The 25,456-nt window shown below is 55.2% G+C and carries 23 protein-coding genes, 3 tRNA genes and 1 pseudogene; 16 read left to right on the top strand and 11 right to left on the bottom strand.

Annotated elements, in window-relative coordinates; all coding sequences use genetic code 11:
* Positions 1-12: 12 nt before the first annotated feature.
* Positions 13-1,152: a tRNA epoxyqueuosine(34) reductase QueG gene (gene queG, locus ACOI6Z_RS20620; RefSeq protein WP_032454627.1), complete on the top strand. Its 1,140-nt coding sequence runs from the start codon at positions 13-15 to the stop codon at positions 1,150-1,152.
* A 270-nt stretch (positions 1,153-1,422) separates the two neighbouring features.
* On the opposite strand, the gene ACOI6Z_RS20615 is transcribed toward queG, so the two are convergent.
* The 3 genes from ACOI6Z_RS20615 to ACOI6Z_RS20605 all read right to left on the bottom strand — a co-directional run bounded on the left by ACOI6Z_RS20615 (position 1,423) and on the right by ACOI6Z_RS20605 (position 1,790).
* Positions 1,423-1,498, bottom strand: a tRNA-Gly gene (locus ACOI6Z_RS20615).
* Between the two features lie 72 nt (positions 1,499-1,570).
* A tRNA-Gly gene (locus ACOI6Z_RS20610) sits at positions 1,571-1,646 on the bottom strand.
* A 68-nt stretch (positions 1,647-1,714) separates the two neighbouring features.
* Positions 1,715-1,790: transfer RNA gene (locus tag ACOI6Z_RS20605), tRNA-Gly, on the bottom strand.
* Positions 1,791-2,084: 294 nt separating this feature from the next.
* On the opposite strand from ACOI6Z_RS20605, the gene ACOI6Z_RS20600 reads away from it, so the two are divergent.
* A complete protein-coding gene (locus ACOI6Z_RS20600; RefSeq protein ID WP_004206436.1) occupies positions 2,085-2,816 on the top strand; it encodes a transporter substrate-binding domain-containing protein in 732 nt (243 codons plus the stop codon).
* 43 nt (positions 2,817-2,859) lie between these two features.
* On the opposite strand, the gene orn is transcribed toward ACOI6Z_RS20600, so the two are convergent.
* Positions 2,860-3,405: an oligoribonuclease gene (orn, locus tag ACOI6Z_RS20595; protein WP_420687510.1), complete on the bottom strand. Its 546-nt coding sequence runs from the start codon at positions 3,403-3,405 to the stop codon at positions 2,860-2,862.
* A 94-nt stretch (positions 3,406-3,499) separates the two neighbouring features.
* Between orn and rsgA the strand changes: the two genes are divergently transcribed.
* The 3 genes from rsgA to mscM all read left to right on the top strand — a co-directional run bounded on the left by rsgA (position 3,500) and on the right by mscM (position 9,037).
* Positions 3,500-4,561, top strand: coding sequence for a small ribosomal subunit biogenesis GTPase RsgA (gene rsgA, locus ACOI6Z_RS20590; RefSeq protein WP_023291707.1), 1,062 nt, complete (start codon positions 3,500-3,502; stop codon positions 4,559-4,561).
* A gap of 160 nt (positions 4,562-4,721) precedes the next feature.
* Positions 4,722-5,684: an archaetidylserine decarboxylase gene (gene asd / locus ACOI6Z_RS20585; RefSeq protein WP_117129306.1), complete on the top strand. Its 963-nt coding sequence runs from the start codon at positions 4,722-4,724 to the stop codon at positions 5,682-5,684.
* A gap of 23 nt (positions 5,685-5,707) precedes the next feature.
* Complete coding sequence (gene mscM, locus ACOI6Z_RS20580; protein ID WP_017900929.1) at positions 5,708-9,037, top strand: miniconductance mechanosensitive channel MscM; 3,330 nt, start codon at positions 5,708-5,710, stop codon at positions 9,035-9,037.
* A gap of 37 nt (positions 9,038-9,074) precedes the next feature.
* On the opposite strand, the pseudogene yjeM reads toward mscM, so the two are convergent.
* Both yjeM and epmA read right to left on the bottom strand, forming a co-directional pair.
* Positions 9,075-10,576: pseudogene (gene yjeM, locus ACOI6Z_RS20575) on the bottom strand (glutamate/gamma-aminobutyrate family transporter YjeM).
* A gap of 187 nt (positions 10,577-10,763) precedes the next feature.
* Positions 10,764-11,741, bottom strand: coding sequence for an elongation factor P--(R)-beta-lysine ligase (gene epmA, locus ACOI6Z_RS20570; protein WP_004206428.1), 978 nt, complete (start codon positions 11,739-11,741; stop codon positions 10,764-10,766).
* Between the two features lie 274 nt (positions 11,742-12,015).
* Between epmA and frdA the strand changes: the two genes are divergently transcribed.
* From frdA to ACOI6Z_RS20545, 5 genes are all read left to right on the top strand, one after another.
* A complete protein-coding gene (gene frdA / locus ACOI6Z_RS20565) occupies positions 12,016-13,806 on the top strand; it encodes a fumarate reductase (quinol) flavoprotein subunit (RefSeq protein WP_032454622.1) in 1,791 nt (596 codons plus the stop codon).
* Positions 13,799-14,533, top strand: coding sequence for a fumarate reductase iron-sulfur protein (gene frdB, locus ACOI6Z_RS20560; RefSeq protein ID WP_048289693.1), 735 nt, complete (start codon positions 13,799-13,801; stop codon positions 14,531-14,533). The genes frdA and frdB overlap by 8 nt, the downstream gene beginning before the upstream one ends.
* A gap of 10 nt (positions 14,534-14,543) precedes the next feature.
* Positions 14,544-14,939 (top strand): fumarate reductase subunit FrdC, encoded by a 396-nt coding sequence (gene frdC / locus ACOI6Z_RS20555; RefSeq protein ID WP_002885530.1) that lies wholly within the window; start codon positions 14,544-14,546, stop codon positions 14,937-14,939.
* Positions 14,940-14,949: 10 nt separating this feature from the next.
* Positions 14,950-15,309: a fumarate reductase subunit FrdD gene (frdD, locus tag ACOI6Z_RS20550; protein ID WP_002885526.1), complete on the top strand. Its 360-nt coding sequence runs from the start codon at positions 14,950-14,952 to the stop codon at positions 15,307-15,309.
* A 113-nt stretch (positions 15,310-15,422) separates the two neighbouring features.
* Positions 15,423-15,956, top strand: coding sequence for a lipocalin family protein (locus ACOI6Z_RS20545; RefSeq protein ID WP_117129305.1), 534 nt, complete (start codon positions 15,423-15,425; stop codon positions 15,954-15,956).
* Here the strand turns inward: ACOI6Z_RS20545 and sugE are convergent.
* From sugE to efp, 4 genes are all read right to left on the bottom strand, one after another.
* Positions 15,953-16,270, bottom strand: a complete 318-nt coding sequence (gene sugE / locus ACOI6Z_RS20540; protein ID WP_004206425.1) for a quaternary ammonium compound efflux SMR transporter SugE — start codon at positions 16,268-16,270, stop codon at positions 15,953-15,955. The two genes, ACOI6Z_RS20545 and sugE, sit on opposite strands and share 4 nt — an antisense overlap.
* A 143-nt stretch (positions 16,271-16,413) precedes the next feature.
* On the bottom strand, positions 16,414-16,560 hold the full coding sequence (gene ecnB, locus ACOI6Z_RS20535; protein WP_004206423.1) for a lipoprotein toxin entericidin B: 147 nt from the start codon (positions 16,558-16,560) through the stop codon (positions 16,414-16,416).
* A 157-nt stretch (positions 16,561-16,717) separates the two neighbouring features.
* Positions 16,718-16,849 (bottom strand): entericidin A/B family lipoprotein, encoded by a 132-nt coding sequence (locus ACOI6Z_RS20530; protein ID WP_004206422.1) that lies wholly within the window; start codon positions 16,847-16,849, stop codon positions 16,718-16,720.
* A 73-nt stretch (positions 16,850-16,922) separates the two neighbouring features.
* Positions 16,923-17,489, bottom strand: a complete 567-nt coding sequence (gene efp / locus ACOI6Z_RS20525) for an elongation factor P (protein ID WP_004206421.1) — start codon at positions 17,487-17,489, stop codon at positions 16,923-16,925.
* Between the two features lie 41 nt (positions 17,490-17,530).
* Between efp and epmB the strand changes: the two genes are divergently transcribed.
* Complete coding sequence (gene epmB, locus ACOI6Z_RS20520; protein ID WP_117129304.1) at positions 17,531-18,559, top strand: EF-P beta-lysylation protein EpmB; 1,029 nt, start codon at positions 17,531-17,533, stop codon at positions 18,557-18,559.
* A 129-nt stretch (positions 18,560-18,688) separates the two neighbouring features.
* On the opposite strand, the gene ACOI6Z_RS20515 is transcribed toward epmB, so the two are convergent.
* Positions 18,689-19,333: a winged helix-turn-helix domain-containing protein gene (locus tag ACOI6Z_RS20515; protein ID WP_044525214.1), complete on the bottom strand. Its 645-nt coding sequence runs from the start codon at positions 19,331-19,333 to the stop codon at positions 18,689-18,691.
* 476 nt (positions 19,334-19,809) lie between these two features.
* Between ACOI6Z_RS20515 and ACOI6Z_RS20510 the strand changes: the two genes are divergently transcribed.
* The 5 genes from ACOI6Z_RS20510 (at position 19,810) to ACOI6Z_RS20490 (ending at position 25,418) form a co-directional block, all read left to right on the top strand.
* Entirely contained in the window at positions 19,810-20,370 is a 561-nt protein-coding gene (locus ACOI6Z_RS20510; protein WP_004206418.1) for a fimbrial protein, read from the top strand.
* A gap of 58 nt (positions 20,371-20,428) precedes the next feature.
* Entirely contained in the window at positions 20,429-21,115 is a 687-nt protein-coding gene (locus ACOI6Z_RS20505; protein WP_004206417.1) for a molecular chaperone, read from the top strand.
* 35 nt (positions 21,116-21,150) lie between these two features.
* Positions 21,151-23,694, top strand: a complete 2,544-nt coding sequence (locus ACOI6Z_RS20500) for a fimbria/pilus outer membrane usher protein (RefSeq protein WP_048296461.1) — start codon at positions 21,151-21,153, stop codon at positions 23,692-23,694.
* 23 nt (positions 23,695-23,717) lie between these two features.
* A complete protein-coding gene (locus ACOI6Z_RS20495; RefSeq protein WP_048296460.1) occupies positions 23,718-24,734 on the top strand; it encodes a fimbrial protein in 1,017 nt (338 codons plus the stop codon).
* A 333-nt stretch (positions 24,735-25,067) separates the two neighbouring features.
* A complete protein-coding gene (locus tag ACOI6Z_RS20490; protein ID WP_044525178.1) occupies positions 25,068-25,418 on the top strand; it encodes a hypothetical protein in 351 nt (116 codons plus the stop codon).
* Positions 25,419-25,456 lie beyond the last annotated feature (38 nt).

Raw genomic sequence — 25,456 nt, 5'->3', positions numbered from 1 at the left:
GTATGGTCCATCATGTCACAGCCCCTCGATCTCGTTCAGTTAGCGCAACAAATCAAACAATGGGGCACAGAGCTCGGGTTCCAGCAGGTCGGTATCGCCGATACCGACCTTAGCGCCAGTGAACCCAAACTGCAGGCATGGCTGGATAAACAATACCACGGCGAAATGGAGTGGATGGCCCGTCACGGTATGATGCGCGCCCGCCCCCACGAACTGCTGCCCGGTACGTTACGCGTCATCAGCGTGCGGATGAACTATCTGCCCGCCAACGCCGCCTTTGCCCGCACCCTGAAAGATCCCGCGCTGGGTTACGTCAGCCGTTATGCCCTTGGGCGTGATTATCATAAGCTGCTACGTAATCGCCTGAAAAAACTGGGTGAGAAGATTCAGGAACAGTGTGCTTCGCTCAATTTTAGACCTTTTGTCGATTCCGCGCCTATCCTGGAGCGGCCCATCGCAGAAAAAGCGGGCCTTGGATGGACAGGTAAGCACTCACTTATCTTAAGCCGCGACGCCGGATCCTTCTTTTTCCTCGGCGAACTGCTGATTGACCTGCCCCTGCCGGTCGACAGCCCGGTCGCGGAGGAGTGTGGACGCTGCGTCGCCTGCATGACCATCTGCCCCACCGGGGCCATCGTCGAGCCCTATACCGTCGACGCCCGCCGCTGCATCTCCTATCTCACCATCGAACTGGAAGGCGCGATCCCGGAGGAATTCCGTCCGCTCATCGGCAACCGGATCTATGGCTGTGACGACTGCCAGCTCATCTGTCCGTGGAACCGTTTCTCACAGCTCACCGATGAAGAGGATTTCAGTCCGCGCCAGGCGCTGCATGCCCCGCCGCTGGTGGAGCTGTTCGCCTGGAGCGAAGCGTGGTTTCTGAAGGTGACCGAAGGGTCGGCGATTCGTCGCATTGGTCACCTGCGCTGGCTGCGTAATATCGCCGTCGCGCTGGGTAATGCGCCCTGGGATGAAGCCCATCTTCGCGCGCTGGAGAGTCGCCTGGGCGAGCACCCGCTTCTCGACGAACACATTGAGTGGGCGATGGCCCAGCAGCTGAAAAAGCGGAGCGCCGACGCCGTTGAAGTACAGCTGCCGAAAAAATTACGTCTGGTCAGGGTGGTAGAGAAAGGGCTGCCGCGCGACGCCTGATTCATTCACAGGCTGTGAATAAAATCTAAAACACATTGCGTTTCAAGGCGCAGACCGAGGTCAAGTGATCGGATTAACATTTCGAAATGAAATTTAATTGTTAAATTTCAATTAGATATAAAGATATTATTTACAAAGCGAAGCATTTACGCCGTCAGAGACGAAACGACAACCTGTGGATAACTCTGTTCACAGTATTTCTGCAGACCAAACGAAAATCATCCCCGGCGCTGGATTGCACTGTGGATAAATAAGAGATGGAAGAAAATTTGGAGCGGGAAACGAGACTCGAACTCGCGACCCCGACCTTGGCAAGGTCGTGCTCTACCAACTGAGCTATTCCCGCTTAATCATCGTCATTCAAGCTACTGTGTAGCAACCTGAAAACTGCGACTGGTGTGGTGTGACATTCAAATTTTGGAGCGGGAAACGAGACTCGAACTCGCGACCCCGACCTTGGCAAGGTCGTGCTCTACCAACTGAGCTATTCCCGCTTAATCTTTGGCTTTCGCCCCGCATCTGCGAGATGAAATCCTTTGATCAGGATGGTGCTTTCAAATTTTGGAGCGGGAAACGAGACTCGAACTCGCGACCCCGACCTTGGCAAGGTCGTGCTCTACCAACTGAGCTATTCCCGCGTTACTGCATTTTTTGCCATATTTTGATGGCGTCGTAATTTGCATTTCTGCGTCGTTACGGGAGGCGCATTATACGAGAATTCGATGCACCTGCAACCCCCTGTTCATCACTTTTTTGCGTTTTTTGTTTAAATGGATATTTTCTCGCCACCTACGCCGCTGAATTGTATAAATAAGCGTCATTTCGGGCAAAATCGCTTTTTCCGCCCGCCTGAATGACGCAAAATCGCTCGCATCATACAGCGGTGGCGCGACGTAAAACGAGGCCACCACGCCGCCAAACAGGGAATTAGCATGAGAAAAGTCCTCACCGTCCTGCTGCTGAGCACGCTGGCCATTGGAACCGCGTCAGCCGAGACGCTCCATTTTGGCACCAGCACGGCCAATCCGCCGTTTGTCACCGCCAACGGCAAAAATCAGCCTGTCGGCTTCGATATCGATCTTGCCCAGGCCCTGTGCCAGCAGATGCAGGCGCAGTGCCAGTTCACGGCGCAGCGTTTCGATACGCTGATCCCGGCTTTACGCTTCAAGAAATTTGACGCGGTGATTGCCGGCATGGAAGTGATCCCGATGCGTGAGAAGCAGGTCGCCTTCAGCCGTCCCTATCGCCAGGCGCTCTCCGGGGTGGTGATCGTCAACAAAGATGTCGCCCATACCTTTGCCGACCTGAAAGCCAAAAAAGTCGGCGTGGTGAAAGGCACACTGCATCAACACTATCTGCGTGATAAACAGAAAGCCGTACAGGCTGTTCCTTACGACGACGTCGCCAGCGCCCTGGCCGCGCTGAAGGCCGGGCAAATAACCGGCGTCATGGGCGACTTCGCCACCCTCGACGCCTGGCAGCAGGAGAACCCTGACTACGCCATCATGGATGAACGTGCCACCGACCCGGCTTATTACGGTAAGCAGTATGCAATTGCGGTGCGCAAAGACGATCCGGAGCTGCTGAATGCGATCAACGATGCCCTGACCGCGGTCATGGCGACGCCTGACTTCCAGCAGATGCAGCAGAAGTGGTTTAAATAACGCAGAAAGGTGTACCGGGCCGCGCACAGGGCCCGGTCGCGGTTTACAGCTTAATGAAATGCTCGCGGTAGTAAGCCAGCTCGGCGACTGACTCGCGGATATCGTCCATCGCCTGATGGGTACCCTGCTTTTTAAAGCCGTCGAGAATTTCCGGCTTCCAGCGACGCGCCAGCTCTTTCAGCGTGCTAACGTCCAGATAGCGATAGTGGAAATAGGCTTCCAGTTGCGGCATGTACTTAAACAGGAAGCGACGATCCTGGCCGATGCTGTTGCCGCAGATCGGCGACTTGCCCGCCGGCACCCACTGCTTAAGAAACTCAATGGTCGCCAGTTCGGCGTCGTGCTCGCTGACGGCGCTGGCCTTCACGCGATCCATCAGCCCGCTGCCGGTATGCGTCCGCACATTCCACTCGTCCATCAGCGCCAGCTGGGCATCCGATTGATGCACCGCGATGGTCGGCCCCTCGGCCAGAATGTTCAGGTTGGCATCGGTCACCAGGGTGGCGATTTCAATAATGCGATCGCGCTCCGGATCCAGCCCTGTCATCTCAAGATCGATCCAAATGAGGTTGTTTTCATTTGCACTCATGCTATTTTCCACCCTTCTTGCGTGACTATATTCATCTAAAATAGCGTGTATCATAGAGGTTTTGCCCCATCAGGGCGACCAGGAGCCAGTTCGATTGAGTAAAAATAAACTCTCCAAAGGCCAGCAGCGCCGCGTCAAAGCCAACCACCAGCGCCGTCTGAAAACCACTGCGGAGAAGGCCGACTACGATGACAACCTGTTTGGCGACACGTCGGAAGGCATTGTCATCAGTCGCTTTGGCATGCATGCCGACGTCGAATCCGCTGACGGCAGCGTGCATCGCTGCAATATCCGCCGGACGATCCGTTCGCTGGTCACCGGCGACCGCGTGGTCTGGCGGCCGGGTAAAGACGCCGCCGACGGCGTAAGCGTCAAAGGGATCGTCGAAGCGGTTCACGATCGCGCCTCCGTCCTGACGCGCCCGGATTTTTACGACGGCGTGAAGCCTATCGCCGCCAATATCGACCAGATCGTGGTGGTTTCCGCGATCCTGCCTGAGCTGTCGCTGAATATTATCGATCGCTATCTGGTGGCCTGCGAGGCGCAGGATATCGAGCCGTTAATCGTCCTGAACAAAATCGATCTGCTGGATGACGATGGCCTGCGCTTCGTCAATGAGCAAATGGACATCTACCGCAACATCGGTTACCGCGTACTGCTGGTCTCCAGCCGTACTCAGGACGGCCTCAAGCCGCTGGAAGCGGCCCTGACCGACCGCATCAGCATCTTCGCCGGGCAGTCCGGGGTGGGTAAATCAAGCCTGCTGAACGCCCTGCTGGGGCTGAATGAGGATCAGATCCTCACCAATGATGTCTCGGACGTTTCCGGCTTAGGCCAGCACACCACCACCGCGGCGCGCCTCTACCACTTCCCGCACGGTGGCGATGTGATTGATTCACCGGGGGTACGTGAGTTCGGCCTGTGGCATCTGGAAGCGGAACAAATCACCAACGGCTTTGTCGAATTCCATGATTATTTAGGCCGTTGCAAATATCGCGACTGTAAACACGATACCGATCCTGGCTGTGCGCTTCGCGAAGCGGTAGAGAGCGGCAAGATCGCCGAAAGCCGTTTCGAGAACTACCACCGCATCCTGGAAAGCATGGCGCAGGTACAGGTAAAAACGCGTAAAAACTTTTCCTCGACCGATGACTGACTATTAAGCTGAGCGTCACGTCAGGCGCTGCCGGGCTGCGGTGATGACGCGGCTTACGCGGATGCCATTTGGCGAGTTTTACGTATAGAATCGTCCCCTTTTTTCAGGTCCCCGCCCGCAGGCGGGGTCAGGAACGACATATCATGGCCTGGAGGCTACTTTGTTAAACGATCTTAAACTTTCACTGCAATACATTCTGCCTAAACTGTGGCTCACCCGCCTCGCAGGCTGGGGTGCGAGCAAACGCGCAGGTTGGCTGACGAAGCTGGTCATCGATCTGTTCGTGAAATACTACAAGGTCGATATGAAAGAGGCGCAGAAGCCGGATACCGCGGCCTATCGCACCTTCAACGATTTCTTTGTGCGCCCGCTGCGCGACGACGTTCGCCCGCTGAATACCGATCCTAACGTACTGGTGATGCCGGCCGACGGCGTGATCAGCCAGCTTGGTGCCATTGAGAACGATAAAATTCTGCAGGCCAAGGGCCACGACTACAGCCTGGAAGCCTTACTGGCCGGCAACTACCAGATGGCCAACCTGTTCCGTAACGGCAGCTTCGCCACCACCTATCTGTCGCCGCGCGACTATCACCGCGTGCACATGCCGTGCAACGGTATCCTGCGCGAAATGATCTACGTTCCTGGCGACCTGTTCTCCGTTAACCATCTGACGGCGCAGAACGTGCCGAACCTGTTCGCCCGTAACGAGCGCGTCATCTGCCTGTTTGATACTGAGTTTGGCCCGATGGCGCAAATTCTGGTGGGCGCGACTATCGTCGGCAGCATCGAGACCGTGTGGTCCGGCACCGTAACCCCGCCGCGCGAAGGCATTATTAAACGCTGGACCTGGCCCGCTGGCGACAGCGAAGGCTCCGTCGCCCTGCTGAAAGGCCAGGAGATGGGCCGCTTCAAACTGGGCTCCACCGTGATCAACCTGTTTGCCCCGGGCCAGGTGAAGCTGGTCGACACGCTGCAAAGCCTGTCCGTGACTAAAATCGGCCAACCGCTGGCGACAACGGTGGAAGCAACCACCGCCGCTGAACCGGCGCCGTTACCGGAAGAAGAGATCCGCGCCGAACATCGCGCCAGCCCGCTGGTTGACGATAAACAAGACCAAGGTTAATTCTTCAGCAAAAGGGTTATGCCGTGCGCCTGATATACACTTTCCTGTTGGCCTTGAGCCTCAGTTTCGGGGCGTACGCTGCGACAGCCCCGGATGCTAAACAGATAACCCAGGAACTGGAACAGGCGAAGGCGGCAAAGCCCGCCCAGCCTGAAACCGTTGAAGTTCTGCAGTCCGCCCTGAACGCGCTTGAGGAGCGAAAATCGTCTCTCGAGCGCGCCCGTCAGTATCAGGACGTTATCGACAATTTCCCCAAACTGTTTCAAAGCCTGCGTGCCCAGCTCAACAATCTGAGCGAAGAGCCGCGCCAGGTGCCAGTCGGCCTGACCGCCGATGCGCTGAACCAGGAGATCCTCCAGGTCAGCAGCCAGCTGCTGGAGTCAAGCCGTCAGGCGCAGCAGGAGCAGGATCGCGCGCGTGAAATCGCCGACTCCCTGAACCAGCTGCCGCAGCAGCAAACCGACGCCCGGCGTCAGCTCAATGAGGTTGAGCGCCGCATCGGCACGCAAACCGGCAACAATGCTCTCGCCCAGGCGCAAAATCTTGCCCTGCAGGCGGAATCGGCGCGCCTGAAGGCGCTGGTGGATGAGCTCGACCTCGCCCAGCTTTCCGCCAATAACCGCCAGGAGCTGTCGCGCGCCCGTTCTGAACTGGCGCAAAAGCAGAGCGAGCAGCTGGATGCCTATCTGCAGGCGCTGCGTAATCTGCAGAACAGCCAGCGCCAGCGGGAGGCGGAAAAAGCGCTGGAGAGTACCGAACTGCTGGCGGAGAACAGTGAAAACCTGCCGCCGGACATCACCGCCCAGTTTAAAGTCAACCGCGAACTCTCCCAGGCGCTGAACCAGCAGGCGCAGCGTATGGATCTGGTGGCGTCCCAGCAGCGGCAGGCGACGAATCAAACGCTGCAGGTGCGCCAGGCGTTAAACACCCTGCGCGAGCAGTCGCAGTGGCTGGGCTCCTCTAATCTGCTGGGCGAAGCCCTGCGCGCCCAGGTGGCGCGGCTGCCGGAGCGCCCTCGCCCGCAGCAGCTGGATACGGAGATGGCGCAGCTGCGCGTGCAGCGTCTGCGCTTTGAGGATTTACTCAGTAAGCAGCCGCAGCTGCGGCAGATCCGCCAGGCCGACGGCGAACCGCTGACCAGCGAGCAGAACAAGATCCTGCAGGCGCAGCTACGCACACAGAACGAGCTGCTGAACTCGCTGCTGCGCGGCGGCGATACCCTGATGCTGGAGCTCACCAAGCTGAAGGTCGCCAACGGCCAGCTGGAAGACGCGCTGAAGGAGATCAACGAAGCCACCCACCGCTATCTGTTCTGGACTTCGGACGTCAGCCCCATCGGCTTCTCCTGGCCGCTGGAGATCGTCCAGGATCTGCGGCGCCTGATCTCCCTGGATACCATCAGCGAGCTGGGTAAAGCCAGCGCGATGATGCTCACCAGCAAAGAGACCCTGCTACCGCTGTTTGCCGCCCTGCTGCTGGTTGGCTTCAGCATCAGCTCCCGGCGCCATTTCACCCGCTTCCTTGAGCGCTCCAGCGCTCGGGTGGGGAAAGTCACCCAGGATCACTTCTGGCTGACGCTGCGCACGGTCTTCTGGTCGATACTGGTGGCTTCGCCGTTGCCGGTGCTGTGGATGACGCTCGGCTATGGTCTGCAGTCCGCCTGGCCCTTCCCGCTGGCGGTGGCGATTGGCGATGGGGTCACCGCGACGGTGCCTCTGCTGTGGGTGGTGATGATCTGCGCCACCTTCGCCCGGCCAAACGGGCTGTTTATCGCCCACTTCGGCTGGCCGCGTAACCGCGTGGCGAAAGCGATGCGCTACTACCTGATGAGCATCGGACTGATTGTGCCGCTGATAATGGCGCTGATCATGTTCGATAATCTTAACGACCGCGAGTTCTCCGCCTCGCTGGGCCGCCTGTGCTTCCTGCTGATCTGCGGCGCGCTGGCGGTGGTCACCCTCAGCCTTAAGCATGCCGGCATCCCGCTCTACCTGGATAAAGAGGGGAATGGCGACAACATGGTGAACCGCCTGCTGTGGAACCTGATGCTTGGCGCCCCGCTGGTGGCCATGCTGGCGGCCGCCGTCGGCTACCTCGCCACCGCTCAGGCGCTGCTGGCGCGTCTGGAAACCTCCGTCGCCATCTGGTTCCTGCTGCTGGTGGTCTATCACATTATCCGCCGCTGGATGCTGATCCAGCGGCGCCGACTGGCCTTCGACCGGGCCCGCCATCGTCGCGCGGAAATTCTCGCCCAGCGCGCCCGCGGCGAAGATGAGCCTGTTCACGTCAGCAGCCCGGAAGGATCGGTGGAGACGGAGGTCAGCGAGGTCGATCTCGATGCCATCAGTACCCAGTCGCTGCGTCTCGTGCGCTCTCTGCTGATGCTGATCGCGCTGCTGTCAGTCATCGTGCTGTGGTCGGAAATTCACTCGGCGTTTGGCTTCCTCGAGAATATCTCGCTGTGGGACGTCACCTCGACGGTGCAGGGGGTGGAAAGCCTCGAGCCCATCACCCTTGGCGCAGTGCTGATTGCCATTCTGGTGCTGATCATCACCACTCAGCTGGTGCGCAACCTGCCGGCGCTGCTGGAGCTGGCGATCCTCCAGCACCTCGATTTAACGCCCGGCACCGGCTACGCCATCACCACCATCACCAAGTATTTGCTGATGCTGATCGGTGGGCTGGTGGGCTTCTCGATGATTGGCATTGAGTGGTCGAAGCTGCAGTGGCTGGTCGCCGCGCTGGGTGTGGGTCTCGGGTTTGGCCTGCAGGAGATCTTCGCTAACTTTATCTCCGGCCTGATTATCCTGTTTGAAAAGCCGATCCGCATCGGCGATACGGTCACCATCCGCGACCTGACGGGCAGCGTCACCCGCATCAATACCCGCGCCACCACCATCAGCGACTGGGACCGGAAAGAGATTATCGTGCCGAACAAGGCGTTCATCACCGAACAGTTTATCAACTGGTCGCTGTCGGACTCGGTCACCCGCGTGGTGTTGACGGTGCCGGCTCCGGTGGACGCCGATACCGAAGAGGTGACCAAGATCCTCATCGCCGCGGCGCATCGCTGTTCGCTGGTCATCGATACCCCGGCGCCGGAGGCGTTTCTCGTCGACCTGCAGCAGGGGATCCAGATTTTCGAGCTGCGTATTTTTGCCGCCGAGATGGGGCACCGCATGCCGCTACGCCATGAGATGCATCAGCTGATCCTGGCGGGCTTCCGCGAGCATGGCATTGATATGCCGTTCCCTCCGTTCCAGATGCGGCTGGAAAGTATCGACGGCAGGCAAAGCAGTAAAACCATGACCTCGGCCGGGAAAACCAGCCGACGTACGGCTGGCAGCCTGTAGGCCATACCCTGCCCGGCGGCGGCGCCGGGCAGGCTTTCTAGCTCTCCATTACCAGCACACCGGACGCCAGGCGCCGACGGTAGCTTTCGTAAATGGCCAACGCCAGCAGCGAGAAGAAGATCGGCCCACCGACCATCCACAGCGTGCTGTTCCAGTCCCCGCTGTCGATGACCGGCTGAATAATGGTGAAGATATTGGCGAAGGTCACCACCAGTAGCACCACGCCGGTCGCCAGCAGCGTCGACTGGCGGTTTTTGAAAATCACGAACGGCCGATCGAGATGCGCTTTTGACTTGAAGAACGGGAAGGCGATGGTCAGGAGCAGGTAAGGCAAAGTCATGGAGACATTGGCCATCAGCGTCAGCTTGTTATAAAACGCGGAAGCGCTGTCCCCACCGAACGACACCATGATAATAAACACCCCGACCAGCAAACACTGCAGCCACATCGCCGCGGCGGGCATACCATTAACGTTGAGACGGGTCATCACCGATGGCCAGAGCGCTTTTGGCGTGCCCTGGATAATCGCTTTCAGCGGCGAATAGCTGAGAGTGAAAAACGCGCCGGTATAGGCGAGAAACATCGACAGCCCGGTAATACGGGCGAACCAGATCCCGGTCAGGGCTGCCGCCTCTGGCGTCATGTGCAGAGCCTGGCCGAGCGTGTTCCCGAGGCTGGTCATCAGCACATAGGTGATGTTGCCGAGGTTAGTTGAACGCGCGCCGAGCACCTGCTGCCAGTTGGCGCTCACGCCCCAAAGCACAATCGCCAGCGAATAACCAACCGAGATTACGATCGCCGCGATAATAATCCCTTTGGCAAAGTTCTTTTCCGGTTTATCGGTTTTATCCACTAAGCCGCCGACTGCCTCAATTCCGCCATAGGCGAAGATGGCAAATACCACAAATGACAGCATGGCCATACCCGACTGATAGCCCGGATTAGGCGAAAGGGCGAAGTTTAACGGTTGGGCGAAATGGCCGCCGTTGAGCAGCAGGATCGCCCCGCTCACCAGCAGCAGCACCAGATTAAGCCCCATCACCGCGATACCGCCGACGGCGGTGATCCTGGCGATTTTATTGATCCCTTTGACGGCAATAAAGGTCACGACGACCATCCAGCAGGCCGCCAGAATGCCCACCGTCTGCGTCGGGGTCAGGCTACCCAGCGCCCAGCTTTGGGTTTTGTCGGCACCAAACAAAAAGGTAGATAGCGGCACCCAGATCTTAGCCGCGGTACTCACCATCCAGACGATATACGACGCAAACCACATAAAGGTGCCGATAAACGCAAAGCGCGGCCCGACGCTGTGGTTCATCCAGGAGTAAATGCGCCCTCTTCCCGACGAAAGGCTGAGCCCATCTCCGCCATCATCAGCGCAAACGGAATGAAGAAAAAGAGTGCGGAAAAAAGATAAAACGGCATAGCGCTGTAGCCCATCAGATAAAACGCCGACGGGCTGTTGGCAAAGCCAAACACCGAGGTGAAGATCATCAGAATCAGCCCAATCAGGCTCATCTTCTTGAGTTGTTGATGCATAAACCTATCCAAACGTGAGCATCGCCCGACGGGCAACGCCTGGTCTCATAAAAAGAGCGCGGATAGTAGCAAAAGCACGGAGAGAGATTGTGGGTATTCGGGCGAATGCCGGGATACCGTGCGAGGGATAGGTCAGGAGAGGCCTGTCACCTCCCTCGCCCGCAGGCGGCGGGAGGTGACAGCGCCATCAGGCGCGGTCGACCGTAAAGGCGATCACTTCGCCGATGCTTTCAGCGCCCAACGCCAGCATCACCACGCGATCAACGCCCAATGCCACGCCGGAGCAGTCCGGCAGACCTGCCTCCAGCGCCGCCAGCAGGTTGTTATCGATGGGCTGCTGCGGGAGGCCGCGCGCGGCCCGCTTGCGGTTGTCCTGCTCAAAGCGCAGGCGCTGCTCATGGGCGTCGGTCAGCTCGTGGAAACCATTCGCCAGCTCAATTCCTTTGTAATAGACCTCGAAGCGCTCAGCGACCCGATGATCTTCCGGGCTGATCTGCGCTAAAGAGGCCTGAGTTGCCGGGAAATGATAAATGAACGTCGGCCGATCTTTGCCGATGTGCGGCTCCACGCCCATGGTGAACAGCAGTTGCAGCAGCGTGTCGCGATCTTCTTCAGTATCGGCGATATTGCTCAGATCCAGCTTCGCCGCGACTTCGCGCAGCTGCGCTTTATCGGCAGAGAGCGGGTCAATATCCAGATGACGCTGGAACGCCTGCTGATAGGAGAGGCTTTCCGCCGGCTGGCACTCCAGCACCTGCTGCAGCAGATCGTCCACCTCGTTGATCAGACGATACATGTCATAGCACGGACGATACCACTCCAGCATGGTGAATTCCGGATTGTGATGCCGCCCCATCTCTTCATTACGGAAGCTGCGGCACAGCTGGAAAACCGGGCCGCAGCCCGCCGCCAGCAGGCGCTTCATATGGTATTCCGGACTGGTCATCAGGTACAGATTGAGTCCCTGTGAGTGGCCCGGGCCGACGAAACGGGTTTCAAACGGGAACAAATGGATATCCGTTACCGTCGCCTGACTCATGCAAGGCGTCTCCACCTCCAGCACGCCGCGATCGGTAAAGAACCGGCGGATTTCCGCCATCACCGCCGCGCGTTTCAACAGATTGGGAATGGGTGCGCTCGGCTGCCAGGTTGCCGTCTCGCTCATGGTACTTTCTCCGATTGCAAACAAGGGCACGAAGTCTACTCGCAACCGGCGAGTGAAACAAATTTTGTGCAATCCCCGGCAGATTACATGCCATTAATCTATCGTTAACCTAAATGCATAAATATCACTGATAAATAACCGCACATACCGATAAAAAAATCGAACACGTCAATTTTCCATACTGACCCTACGGCTATACTCCTGTACCTATAAAGGAGCAGTGATACTTTTTCGCCAGCCCGGCGGCGAAATACACTAAAACTGGAGGAATGTCGTGCACACTTTTCAAGCCGATCTCGCCGTAATTGGCGCCGGCGGGGCAGGCCTTCGCGCCGCTATCGCCGCCGCCCAGGCCAACCCCAATGCCAAAATCGCCCTGATTTCTAAAGTCTATCCGATGCGCAGCCATACGGTCGCTGCAGAAGGGGGGTCCGCAGCCGTTGCCCAGGATCACGATAGCTTTGAGTACCATTTTCACGACACCGTCGCCGGAGGCGACTGGCTGTGCGAGCAGGATGTCGTCGACTATTTCGTTCACCACTGCCCGACGGAAATGACCCAGCTGGAACAGTGGGGATGCCCGTGGAGCCGCCGCCCTGACGGCAGCGTTAACGTCCGGCGCTTCGGTGGCATGAAGATCGAACGTACCTGGTTTGCCGCCGATAAAACCGGCTTCCACATGCTGCATACCCTCTTCCAGACCTCCCTTCAGTTTCCCCAAATTCAACGCTTTGATGAACATTTCGTCCTTGATCTGCTGGTCGATGACGGCCAGGCCCGCGGCCTGGTGGCGATGAATATGATGGAAGGCACGCTGGTGCAGATCCGCGCCAACGCGGTGGTGCTGGCCACCGGCGGCGCCGGACGCGTCTATCGCTACAACACCAACGGCGGCATCGTTACCGGTGACGGGATGGGGATGGCGCTGGGCCACGGCGTGCCGCTGCGCGATATGGAATTCGTGCAGTATCACCCGACCGGCCTGCCGGGCTCCGGGATCCTGATGACCGAAGGCTGCCGCGGTGAAGGCGGGATTCTGGTCAACAAAAACGGCTATCGCTATCTGCAGGATTACGGCATGGGCCCGGAAACCCCGCTCGGCGAACCGAAGAACAAATATATGGAGCTGGGCCCACGCGACAAAGTGTCCCAGGCCTTCTGGCACGAATGGCGGAAAGGGAACACCATTCCCACGCCGCGCGGCGACGTGGTCTACCTCGATCTGCGCCACCTCGGCGAGAAAAAGCTGCTGGAGCGCCTGCCGTTTATCTGTGAGCTGGCGAAAGCCTACGTCGGCGTCGACCCGGTGAAAGAACCGATTCCGGTACGCCCGACCGCGCACTACACCATGGGCGGCATCGAAACCGATCAACAGTGCGAAACCCGCATCAAAGGGCTGTTTGCCGTGGGCGAATGCTCGTCCGTTGGTCTGCACGGCGCCAACCGCCTGGGCTCCAACTCGCTGGCCGAGCTGGTGGTCTTCGGCCGCCTGGCCGGGGAACAGGCCATGCAACGCGCCGCGCAAGCGGGCGAGACGAACGGCTCCGCCCTTGATGCGCAGGCTGCCGATGTGGAGCGTCGTCTGAAAGATCTCGTCAACCAGGAGGGTAACGAAAACTGGGCGAAAATCCGCGACGAAATGGGGCTCTCGATGGAGGAAGGCTGCGGCATCTACCGGACGCCAGAGCTGATGCAGAAAACTATCGACAAGCTGGCTGAGCTGCAGGAGCGCTTTAAGCGCGTGCGCATTACCGACAACTCCAGCGTATTCAACACCGATCTGCTTTACACCATTGAGCTGGGACACGGTTTAAACGTTGCCGAATGTATGGCGCACTCGGCCATCGCCCGTAAAGAATCGCGCGGTGCGCACCAGCGTCTGGATGAAGGCTGTACCGAACGCGACGACGTCAACTTCCTCAAACATACGCTCGCCTTCCGCGAGGCTGATGGCACCACCCGCCTGGAATATGGCGATGTGAAGATCACCACGCTGCCGCCGGCGAAACGTGTCTATGGCGCTGAAGCGGAAGCGGCTGAGAAGAAGGAGACCACCCATGGCTGAGATGAAAAAACTGAAAGTCGAAGTGGTGCGTTACAACCCGGAGGTCGACACGGCACCGCACAGCGCGTTCTATGACGTGCCTTACGATGAGCAGACCTCGCTGCTGGACGCGCTGGGCTACATTAAAGACAACCTGGCGCCCGACCTGAGCTACCGCTGGTCCTGCCGGATGGCGATCTGCGGCTCCTGCGGCATGATGGTCAATAAGGTACCGAAGCTGGCCTGTAAAACCTTCCTGCGGGATTACACCAAAGGCATCAAGGTTGAAGCGCTGGCCAACTTCCCGATCGAGCGCGATCTGGTGGTGGATATGACCCACTTTATCGAAAGTCTGGAGGCCATTAAGCCCTATATCATCGGCAATAACCGCACCCCGGACCAGGGACCAAACAAGCAGACGCCGGCCCAGATGGCCAAATACCATCAGTTCTCCGGCTGTATCAACTGCGGACTGTGCTATGCCGCCTGTCCGCAGTTCGGCCTGAATCCGGAGTTTATCGGCCCGGCGGCGATCACCCTCGCCCACCGCTATAACGAAGACAGCCGCGACCACGGCAAAAAGGAACGCATGGCGCAGCTTAACGGCCAGAACGGCGTCTGGACATGTACTTTCGTGGGCTACTGCTCGGAAGTGTGTCCGAAGCACGTCGACCCGGCGGCCGCGATCCAGCAGGGCAAAGTGGAAAGTTCGAAAGACTTTCTTATCGCCACCCTGAAACCACGCTAAGGAGTGCATTATGACGACGAAACGCAAACCCTACGTGCGGCCGATGACCTCCACCTGGTGGAAAAAGCTGCCGTTTTATCGCTTCTACATGGTGCGGGAAGGCACGGCGGTGCCGACGGTCTGGTTTAGCATTGTGCTGATTTACGGGCTGTTTGCCCTCAAGCACGGCGCCGAAAGCTGGGCGGGATATATCGGATTCCTGCAAAATCCAGTGGTGGTGATCCTCAATCTGATCACCCTGGCGGCGGCGCTGCTGCACACCAAAACCTGGTTCGAGCTGGCGCCGAAAGCCGCCAACGTCATCATCAAAGGCGAAAAAATGGGGCCAGAGCCGGTGATTAAAGGTCTCTGGGTGGTGACGGCGGTGGTCACCGTGGTGATCCTGTTTGTCGCCCTGTTCTGGTAAGGAGGCTGAGATGATTAATCCCAATCCGAAACGTTCCGATGAACCCGTTTTCTGGGGGCTGTTTGGCGCTGGCGGCATGTGGGGCGCGATTGTCGCGCCGGTGATGGTGCTGCTGGTGGGCATTTTGCTGCCGCTGGGGCTCGCCCCGGCCGACGCCTTCAGCTATGAGCGCGTGCTGGCCTTTGCCCAAAGCTTTATCGGCCGCGCGTTCATCTTTCTGATGATTGTCCTGCCGCTGTGGTGTGGGCTGCATCGTATTCACCACGCCATGCACGACCTGAAAATCCATGTGCCAAACGGCAAATGGGTCTTCTACGGTCTGGCGGCGATCCTCAGCGTCATTACTCTCGTTGGCGTACTGTTTATCTGATCCTGCAAGAGCCCGGCAGCAATTCTGCTACCGGGCTCGCTTCATAGAAAAATCTTGCCGCCTTTGCCCTGCCGGACTCTACACTTAGCTTAAAAGCCAGCAAGGAGCATACCATGCGTATCCTGCCGATAATCACCGCGGTCGCCGTCTCGTTCCTGTCTGTCGCCTGCAGCACCCCTGCCCCGCCGCCGGGCGTCACCGTGGTCACCCCCTTCGACGTTCAGCGCTATCTGGGTACCTGGTACGAAATCGCCCGCTTCGACCATCCTTTTGAAAGCGGGCTTGAAAAGGTCACGATCGCCTGGCAGCCGCGCGATGACGGCGGTCTGGACGTGGTCAATAAAGGCTATAACCCCGACCGCGACATGTGGCAGAAAACGGAAGGGGTGGCGTATTTTACCGGCGAACCCAGCCGAGCCGCGCTGAAGATCTCCTTCTTCGGCCCCTTCTATGGCAGCTATAACGTCATTGCTCTGGATAAGGAGTATCGGTACGCGCTGGTCTGCGGCCCCGACCGCGACTATCTCTGGCTACTGGCGCGAGCCCCCACCATCGCCCCGGAAGTCAGGCAGCAGATGCTGGATATTGCCAGCCGGCAGGGTTTTGATATCAGCAAACTGGTCTGGGTCAATCAGCGCTACAACTAGTGCGCGCTGATCTTCAGGCCAATGATGCCGACCACGATGCAGACAAGACTGGCGATACGCATAGCGCTGGCTGATTCACCTAACAGTACGATACCGGTCACAGCGGCGCCCACGGCGCCGATCCCCGTCCAGACGGCGTAAGCGGTACCCACCGGCAGGGTTTTCATCGCCCATGAAAGCAGCGCCATGCTGACGACCATCGCGACGATGGTGATGACGCTGGGAACCAGGCGGCTAAAGCCATGGGTATATTTCAGGCCGACGGCCCACACCACTTCCAGCAGGCCAGCGATAAATAAGACTATCCAGGACATAAGGCTCCTTTGCTGGGGCCGTCCCCGGATGAGAAACGCTTACGGGTCGTCCCGTAAGGTGGATGAAAAGTCGTAGTGAGTATATCCAACAGGATGGGGGAAGTGAAGAACGGTACGGCGCAAAACCGTACCGTCGAAGGCTGTTATTGCTGAGCTTTGGTTGCTGCGCCAGAGATTGCGCTGCCGCCCTCTGAAATATCCTGGCCCACACCGCGCGTGGTGTTACAAGCGGTCAGTGCTGAAGAGAGGACCAAAACCGTAAAGAACGCTGCAATCGTTTTTTTCACCATAATGTCATCCTTAGTGTCAGTTTTGTTTTCATGCCCTATAAGCATAGACAAACCGTCCACAGATGAAGGGATCTTTGCGTTTTTTAAGAGAAAAGGAGTATTCGTGGAGGAAGCAGGCGCACCGGAAGGCGATCGCGGCAGGCGAAACGGAAGGAAGTCAGCTTACAGCGCGAGAGATGGCGTGACCCAGGCCCTGAATATCTTCACCGAAACCGCGGGCGGTATTGCAGCCAGACAGCAGTGCGCTGCTCAGAAACAGTAACGCCAGGAGTTTTACGCTGCGCTTCATGTGTCGTGCTCGTCGTGCCAGTACAGAAAGAGCGGCGCAGCACAGAGGCTGCGCCAGTCATCATGACGTGAAATTACTTCACGCGGGATACGTATTCGCCAGAGCGAGTATCCACTTTAATTACTTCGCCAATCTGGACGAACAGCGGCACTTTAACCACAGCGCCAGTAGACAGGGTCGCTGGTTTACCACCGGTACCCGCGGTGTCGCCTTTCAGACCTGGGTCGGTTTCAACGATTTCCAGCTCAACGAAGTTCGGCGGGGTGACCGCGATCGGCTGGCCGTTCCACAGGGTCACGATGCACTCAGCCTGATCCAGCAGCCATTTGGCATTGTCACCGATCGCTTTCGCGTCAGCAGACAGCTGTTCGAAGGTTTCGTTGTTCATGAAGTGCCAGAACTCACCGTCGTTATACAGGTAAGTCAGGTTCATATCGACAACGTCCGCGCCTTCTGCAGAATCAGTAGATTTGAAGGTTTTCTCAACGCGGGTGCCGGTCAGCAGACGGCGCAGCTTAACGCGCGCAAACGCCTGGCCTTTACCTGGTTTAACGAATTCGCTGGCTTCTACCGCATAAGGTTCGCCATCTAACATGATTTTAAGACCAGCACGAAAATCGTTGCTATAGTAAGTCGCCATAAGGCCCTCTGAAATTGTTTAACTGGTAGCTAAGCCACAAAATGGCGCATATTGTAACCCTAAATACCCCATCCAGAGAAGATTGGATAACGCAACTTGCCAATGTTGTGACCAGTCCTGATGAACTGCTGCGTCTTTTAAATGTAGACGCTGATGAAAAACTGCTCGCCGGACGTGAGGCCAGACGCCTGTTCCCGCTGCGCGTCCCGCGCGCGTTTATTGCCAGAATGGAGAAAGGCAACCCTGACGATCCGCTGCTTCGTCAGGTACTTACCGCCGAAGAGGAGTTTATCGTCGCCCCCGGCTACTCCACCGATCCGCTGGAAGAACAGCACAGCGTCGTGCCCGGCCTGTTGCACAAATATCGCAACCGGGCCCTGCTGTTGGTGAAAGGCGGTTGCGCGGTCAATTGCCGTTACTGCTTCCGCCGCCACTTCCCTTATGCCGAAAATCAGGGCACCAGGCGCAACTGGCAGACGGCAATGAACTATATCGCTGAGCATCCGCAGCTTGATGAAATCATCTTCTCCGGCGGCGACCCGCTGATGGCGAAGGACCATGAGCTTGACTGGCTAATGACCCAGCTGGAAGCCATTCCGCACGTTAAGCGTCTGCGTATTCACAGCCGATTGCCAATCGTGATCCCGGCGCGCATCACCGAGACGCTGGCCAGCCGCTTCCACCGTTCGTCGCTGCAGGTGATCCTGGTTAACCACGTCAACCACGCTAATGAAATTGACGGCGAGTTTCGCGCGGCGATGGCCATGCTGCGTCAGGTGGGCGTCACGCTGCTTAACCAGAGCGTGCTGCTGCGCGGGGTGAACGATAACGCGCAAGCCCTGGCCGATCTCAGCAATGCGCTGTTCAATGCCGGGGTAATGCCCTACTACCTGCACGTGCTGGACCGGGTACAAGGGGCGGCACACTTTATGGTCAGCGATGATGAAGCCCGTGAAATCATGCGTGAACTGTTGACCCTCATCTCCGGCTATATGGTGCCGAAGCTGGCGCGAGAGATCGGCGGCGAACCCAGCAAGACGCCGCTGGATTTAGGACTGAAGCAGCGTTAGCTCCCCTCCCTTGTCTGCCAGGTCGTGCTGGCAGACATCTTAATATGAATACACCGCCAGGTTGGGACTAACATACTCGGCAATCCACTTTACCGTTACCTTCTCGATATAAACCCCAGCGGCGGCGTATTATCGATGTAACACGATCAGTACGATAACATTGATAACTATCATCACGACAATCAGCGCGATTAACCAGGTGGGAACTTTAAAGGTTATATGTAATCGTTCCGATACTTTCTCTGCCACCTTCACGCTATTTTCCCGCCTATCATTCTCCTGGATTGCTAAATTCACTGGTAGTGGAAGACTTAATTTATGGTCAATTTTCCCAGTATCATTGAAAATGACATCAGCAGTTTTACTACTGTGAAAATGCGTTAATCTTTCCCGATTCATATTCTCGCACTCTTCATCCGAGAGCGGGATAACTAAAGTATCCGGGGCGACGCTAAAGCCTTTTTGTCTGACGGTGATAATGATATCCTCAGATAGTCCGGCTTTGAGCAGCGATTTTCTCAACAAAGAGATATTTTGATAAAATGTATTTTGCGAAACTACCACTCCCCGTGTTTCCCATACAGCCGCCAGAAATTCATCCCGAGAAATCACTTTGCCGCAATTCTGCAATAGCAGCAGCAAGCATCTGGCGGTAGGCGCATTGAGGCTGATGCTCTCCCCATTCCCGGCAAGCGGTCGCAGCTCATTCATATTGGCATTAAATATAATCTCCTGATTAATTATACAGCCATTAAATAATGCAATGTCATCCATATCCTTGCCCCACGCAACCCTATTATCCATAACAAAAATAAATAATCCCAGCTAAACCATGGCGTGAACATTATCGCTTCAGACAGAAGCGGGGTCAGTTCACATTGACTTCAGCTTTGAGGATACCGCATAAAAAATGACAAGCGATAGTTATCTTGTTTAAAAGCCACATTTTCGGATTAAATTTATCTCAACCTAACTCAACATCTCATTAGAAAAGGTCATTATTAAATTCACATGTGCTTCATCAAGAATTCACAAGCATTTTTTGCACCAGACTTTTAAATTACCCCCGCTTCTCCATGGTTCGCTATGGCAAGTGATATTGTAGCGTCGTTCAACAGGAAGGTAGGTTTCAGCACTATATAAGGAATGCTGGCGCTTATTTTCAATATCAATAGGAATGTATACTCCATTCCCATGATAACTGTTATCGATTCTACACAGGACTAAGTATCTATATATGGATTAATTAAATGAAAAAGACAATCGTAGCTGTAATGGTCGCTGCTTCTGCAGTTCTGAGTGCTCAGGTAATGGCAACCAACACCGCTCAGGTAACTGTACTGGGTGAAGTCTCTGATGCAGCTAACTCTTGCGTCGTGACTCCGACGGGTACCCTGAACAACGGTATCGTTCAGCTGATGACCGTGACCACTACCGAAGCGAATGCTGAAGCGGCTGGTGCTCTGTTTAAAACTCAGGACTTCGGTTTTGACGTGAAAGACTGCGCACAGGGTAGCGCCACTCCGGTTACTGCTGTAACCGTCAATGTGACCGGTGCCTCCAGCAACGCTAACATCCTGGACAACACCGCACCTGGCGGCGCTACCGGCATTGGTATCGGTATCCAGCGCGTACGTGATGCACACCGCGTAGGCTTCGACGGTTCTGACCTCATGACCGAAAGCTACACTGCAGCTGGCGGCACTCAGCTGAAGTACACCACTGGTTATGTGAAAGTGAACTCCGCGACTCCGGTTACCGAAGGTCCGGTTAAAGGTGTTGCGACCTTTACTATCGATTATACCCTCTAATTTTTCCCCGAAGGGCTCCGCTTCACGGCGGGCCCTTTTTCGCATTCAGAGAAAAACCATGTTCAGGAACTTATTAAATATCACCGCATCCTGTGCATTACTCCTCAGTAGTATTGCCCATGCTGGTATTGTGATTGAATCCACCCGCTACCTCTATAAAGAAGGTGCGCGTGAAATCACCGCGCAAATCGAAAATAAAGATGACATCCCTTATCTGATTAAATCCTGGGTTGAAGCGCCGGCAGGGAAAACGCCCTCTTTTATGGCTACACCTCCGTTATTCCGCCTTGAGGGTAAGCAGCAGAATACCGTGCGTCTATTTTCTACCGGAAACGTCAATGCCCCGAACGACCGGGAATCCATATACTATTTTAACGTGATGGCCATCCCGCCGGCGGACGATGAGAAAGCCAACGCCAATACTATTCAACTGGCGGTCCGCCACCGCATGCGTCTGGTCTATCGTCCAAAAGCACTTTTCGACCTTTCTCCAAACATTGAAGCCAAAAAACTCGAATGGCGGAAATCAGGCACAAAACTGACGATTAAAAATCCAACACCGTTTTTCTTCTATTTCCATAGTGTTCAGATTGGTAGCAAAGAAGTGAAGCCGGAAGTCAACTCGGTCGCTCCAATGACGACCAAAGAAGTGACATTAAAAGAAAATATCAATGCCTCCAGCGTCAACTGGAAAGTAGTTAATGATTATGGCGGAGCAGGATCGCTCTATTCCTCATCGCTGTAATAAGAATTTTATTTTATCATTATAGGGATGTGTCTATGCCAAATAAGAATAATGGATTATTCAAACTATCCGCGGTCTTCCTCGCAATGCTTCCGGCATTGCTTTCTGGTTTGAATAATAAAGCGCAAGCACGTGACTTTTTCGATCCTTCATTCATTAGCTCATTGAATGGTAGCGATCCATCAACCACTCCCGACTTATCTATTTTCCAGACGCAGAACGCACAGGCGCCAGGGGATTATCGGGTAGATATCATGTTTAATGGTCGCTATCTGGATACCAGGACAATGAAGTTTGTTGCGAATAGCCGTGCCACTGGGAATAATCGAGAGCCCGCCCTGGTGCCCTGTTTGAGCCTGAAAACATTGGCAGAGTATGGCGTACGGGTTAAAGCCTTTCCCGAACTGGTCGAGGATAAAAACGGCTGCGCCAATCTTTCAGTCATCCCGGATACCAAAGCGGATTTCGACTTTACCGTCCAGCGCTTGAATATATCCATTCCGCAGGCGGCACTATCTACCACCGCACAGGGATATATTCCACCGGATCAGTTTGATGACGGCATCAACGCCCTGCTGGTGAACTATCAGTTCAGCGGCTCAAACGACATGCAGGCCAATGATGAATACTACAGCCTGAACCTGCAGTCTGGCCTCAACGTTGGCCCATGGCGTATCCGTAACCTCAGCACCTGGAATAAAAACAACGGCGATGCGGGTGATTGGGACTCAGCCTATCTCTACATGCAGCGCAGCATTCGTCCCATCAACAGTAACCTGGTGATGGGCGAGAGCTCGTCACTCTCAGGCATCTTTGACAGTGTACCGTTTACCGGTATTCAACTGGCCACCGATACATCAATGTTGCCGGAAAGTATGCGCGGCTATGCGCCGATTATCCGTGGTATCGCCAAAACCAACGCCCGTGTCTTCATTAAACAAAACGGCTACCAGGTATACCAGACCTACGTGGCGCCTGGCGCGTTTGAAATCACCGATATGTACCCGAGCGGCGGTAGCGGCGACCTTTACGTCACCGTGGAAGAGTCCGACGGTTCTAAGCAGGAGTTTGTCGTACCGTTCGCTACGCTGCCGGTGATGGTCCGTGAAGATCAGCTGGAATATGAAATTACGTCTGGTAAATATCGTCCTTACGACGGCGGGGTCGATGAAACGCCCTTTACGCAAGCTACCGCGACCTACGGTGTCTCCAGCAGCCTGACGCTTTATGGCGGGGTGCAGGCCGCATCGCGCTATCAGGCGCTGTCAACAGGCCTCGGCTATAACCTCGGCGAGCTTGGCGCCGCCTCGGCAGACGTCACCCAGGCCTGGTCAAAAATGAAAGACGACGAAAAGACCTCTGGGCAGTCATGGCGTGTCCGTTACGGGAAAAATATTATCGAAACCGGTACAAACGTGACTATCGCTGGCTACCGCTATTCCACCCGCGGATTTAATACCCTCTCTGAAGTGTTAGATAGCTATTCTAATGATGGCAAGTATACTCCTCGCTCGCTGCGCAACCGCACCAATCTGACGCTGAATCAAAGCCTGGGTAAAGGCCTCGGCAGTCTGTCTATCAGTGGATTGATTGAAGATTACTGGGACGATAAGCGCACCAACAAGTCGATTAGCGTGGGGTACAACGGTGGCTTCCGCAATGTAAACTACTACCTCGGGTACAGCTATAACCGCTATACCTGGAGCGGGAATAACTCCGGGAAAGACGCCCAGGACGATCAACGTATCTCGCTGACCGTCACGCTGCCGCTGAGCAACTGGCTACCGGGCACCTATACCAGTTATCAGTTAACCAACAGTAATCCGGGGTCTACCGATCAGTCGGTCTCCATCGGTGGTAACGCGCTGGATAACGACAGCCTGGAGTGGAGCCTGCAGCAAGGATACAGCAACCGGGAATACTACAGCGGCGATATGCGCGCAACCTATAACGGTGCTCGCGGCAGCGTCAATGCCGGTTACAGCTACGATCGCGGTAGCGAGCGTATAGACTATGGGGCCAACGGCAGCATTGTCGCTCATGCCGATGGGGTCACGCTTGGTCAGGACATCACCGATGCCGCCGTACTGGTTAAGGCCCCAGGTTTGGATAACGTCAAGCTGGCCAACGATAACACCATCACCACCGACTATCGTGGTTACGCCATCGTACCTTACGTTACGCCTTATCGTCGCACCGATATCACCCTCGATAGTACTTCGCTTGGCGAAGATATGGAGCTTCCGGAAACCACGCAGAGCGTCGTTCCGACACGCGGCGCCATCGTGCGGGCCAATTATGCCGGTAATATCGGCCAGCGCGCATTTGTCCATCTGAAAACGGCCAGCGGCCAGGACGTGCCTTATGGCGCGATGGTGCTGCTCGCCGGCGACAGCAAGTCGCAGCCAAGCATCGTCAGCGACGCCGGGATGGTCTATATGTCCGGCCTGCAGCAAACCGGAATACTTAACGTGCAATGGGGCAAAAGCGCGGCGCAGCAATGCAATGCTTCCTTTACTTTACCGGCCAGGGAAGGCAAAGCGTCTGGCATCAGTCAAATCGAAACGGTTTGTCGCTAATATCGACCAAGGAACAATAAAGAATGAGAAAAATACTTGTTTTTTTATGTCTACTATTTTGCTGTAGTGAGGCAGTTGCAAAATGTGATTATTTTGATTCTACTGGAACGGTGTTATTCAACCTAAGTCCGAAAATCGCAACGGATCCAACAATACCAGTAGGTACAGTTTTGTATACCAAAAAAGTCGGTACCGGGCACTATAAAACCTTTGAGTGTAATAAATTACTGGGGGATCAATACATTGTTGATTCAACCGCACCTGAGGTGCCAGGCGTCACGGGTATCATGGGTAAGCCGGTTTATGAAACAGGGATTGATGGTATTGGTTTTCAATTTTCAGATATTCTGGACAGCAAACATGGGTCAATTAAACCAGCAGTTGCTCAATCAATGATTGTACCTATAAAGAGATCTAATGATGATTATAGATTCATGACAGTATGGTTAATCAAAACGAAGCCTGTCATTGATACATCCGGTGTCAGTACCAATCCGGTATTTAAATTCTCTGCGGGTAACTTAAACACCAACCCCAGGCCATCTGACCGCCTTTTGCTCACAGCGACCCTAAAGTTCAAGAGTATTTCGTATAGAGCAACCTCATGTGACATTTCAGTATCAGGGCCTAGCCAAATCACCTTAAATACAATTGAAAAAAATACATTAATGTCAATCCCTCGGGGCGGCACAACCCCATCACAGAAAACTATCACAATGGACGTTTCATGCCCAGCGGGTTCAATTGGTAATAAACTTTACTATTGGTTTAACCCAGTTGGTGGCACCAGCCCTGCGGGGAATGGTATCATCGATAATCTGCTAACAGGAAGCGGAGCAGCAAGCAACGTTGGCATTATCTTCAAAAAAGATAATAGCCCGGTTATATTTTATGATGCAGAGACATACAGTTTTGCCAGCGCTCAAGCATCGCAACAATTTAAATTCACCGCCGATTATTATCGAATGAGCGATAATAGCGCTGAAGTCACGGCCGGGCATGTAAAAGCGATGCTTGAGGTGGTTATTCAGGAAGAATAAACAAAATTACAATCGCATAAAAGGTGGATAATGATATCCACCTTTTTTATTCCCTTGTGAATAACCAAATGCACTGTAATATGTAAATGTGTAAAAATAAGGAGATATCATCGGGAGCACATCAATAATAACAGAGTGATTTCACATTCTAAAATGAATTGCTAAGTCGTGAAGCTAAAAGTATAGAGTATTAATCGAGCATAAATTTTAAATTTCATCAACAATTCACATTAAGTTGAGTTGATTCATACTACAGCAACGACTATCTTCTCTGCGGACCAACTTCTGGTCTGGAATGAATATATAATTTTAATTTTAGTTAAAGGACTAATCATGCATCAATTAACTGTATTTGAAATGGAAGAAATTTCTGGTGGCGCGCTGACTGATACTTTATCTGATATCGCAACCTGGGCTTTTCAAGAAGTTAGCGCCATCGCGCTTGGGGCTTCTCTGGGAGCTCTTGCAGGTACAGCATTTGCAGGCCGCTGGGGTGGCGTAAGCGGTGGTATCTTTGGTATCGGCTCCATCGGGCAGGGCGTGGGAATGATCGCCGGGGTTATCCTTGGTGGTGTTTGCTTTGGTATTGCAGCAGGTGTTGTCGGTTGGGATTTGACCCTCGAGTATGCAAAAATGGGCGTTGGTGGCGTGTTCGACGGCACCTTTAATTTCTGGAGCAACTAAGTTTTAGCGCTCATAACTGATTCAATATTTTGTTGACA

The organism is Klebsiella sp. C239 (assembly GCF_048822715.1).
GTDB classification, from domain to species: domain Bacteria; phylum Pseudomonadota; class Gammaproteobacteria; order Enterobacterales; family Enterobacteriaceae; genus Klebsiella; species Klebsiella quasipneumoniae.
The sequence above is the reverse complement of the archived record's forward strand: the minus strand, read 5'-3'. Positions and strand labels throughout refer to the sequence as shown.